This is a genomic window from Aliivibrio sp. SR45-2 (assembly GCF_963890165.1).
In the GTDB taxonomy this organism is placed as follows: Bacteria; Pseudomonadota; Gammaproteobacteria; order Enterobacterales; family Vibrionaceae; genus Aliivibrio; species Aliivibrio salmonicida.
Map to the genome: position 1 here is coordinate 1 of NZ_CAWPRC010000073.1, position 1,032 is coordinate 1,032.

Consider the following 1,032-nt stretch of genomic DNA (forward strand, 5'->3'; position numbering starts at 1 on the left):
TTTGTATCAAGGCAAAAGCCGCTTTAGATGAAGCGGGTATTGAATACACTTATCATGACGTGGTTAAAGACAGCGCAGCTCTTTATCGAATGATCCCTGAAGTGAAAGCGATCATTGGAGAGAAAACCCCCGTTACTGTGCCACAAATTTGGTTGGATGGTAAATACATTGGTGGATTTGATAATCTTGAAAAATCGATGACAATGACTAATTAAAGAGAGGTACTCATTATGAATAAAAAAAGACTCTTATTACTTCAGGGATCATTCGATAAAGAGCTGCGCTGTCTTTAACCACGTCATGATAAGTGTATTCAATACCCGCTTCATCTAAAGCGGCTTTTGCCTTGATACAAAAAGGACAGGTTGCTTTACCAAAAACGACATTACCTTTTATCTCATCACGTTGAGCGACTTTCGCTATCACGGCTTGAACAAGTACCCCACGATTCAATGCCTCACCTTGGCTAATGACCTTATCTTCAACAATAATGATCGGTGCATGCCATGCTTTAAGCTTTAATGGTTCCCACCAATGTGATAACCAATCTTTAACTTCTAATTCAATCGGAATACCGGCAAGCTCGGTATTAAAAGTATCTTGAAGAATATCTTTCGTTAATGTGCATTCACCACAAGGAACGTTAACCTTGAAAGGTCCCCAACTTCCTGCCCAGCGATATAATGTAATTTTTATTGGCTTCATCGATACTACCCCTATCAGCGTTTGTCATTCTCAAACGCCTTAAATTAAACTGAACCGTTTAGTTTAATTTAGTCTAAATTTGGATTAAGTCAACTATTTTAAATTAACCGTGCTGAAAATCAGTTTGAACATAAATAGGAATTGAGGGCATTAATCAACGCTATTGGAAGCCAATGCTATAAATAATTGGAGACTTCAATCAGGTTACCATCAAGATCTCTAAAATAAACAGAGATGATATTGCCTATTGCCCCTGTTCGCTGTACTGGCCCTTCAAAAACAGTAACACCTTGTTGTTCTATGTGCGTTTTTACATCAATGATAGGG

General features: G+C 38.1%; 1 protein-coding gene and 2 pseudogenes. 1 reads left to right on the forward strand and 2 read right to left on the reverse strand.

The annotated features are described in order from the left end of the window. A partial coding sequence (locus tag AACV33_RS03380) for a glutaredoxin family protein (RefSeq protein ID WP_304503143.1) occupies positions 1 to 215 on the forward strand: 215 nt, incomplete at its 5' end. A gap of 37 nt (positions 216 to 252) precedes the next feature. On the opposite strand, the pseudogene AACV33_RS03385 reads toward AACV33_RS03380, so the two are convergent. Beyond that, positions 253 to 705 (reverse strand): annotated as a pseudogene (locus tag AACV33_RS03385) (glutaredoxin family protein); the annotation flags it as partial. Between the two features lie 176 nt (positions 706 to 881). After that, a pseudogene (locus tag AACV33_RS03390) lies at positions 882 to 1,032 on the reverse strand (VOC family protein); the annotation flags it as partial.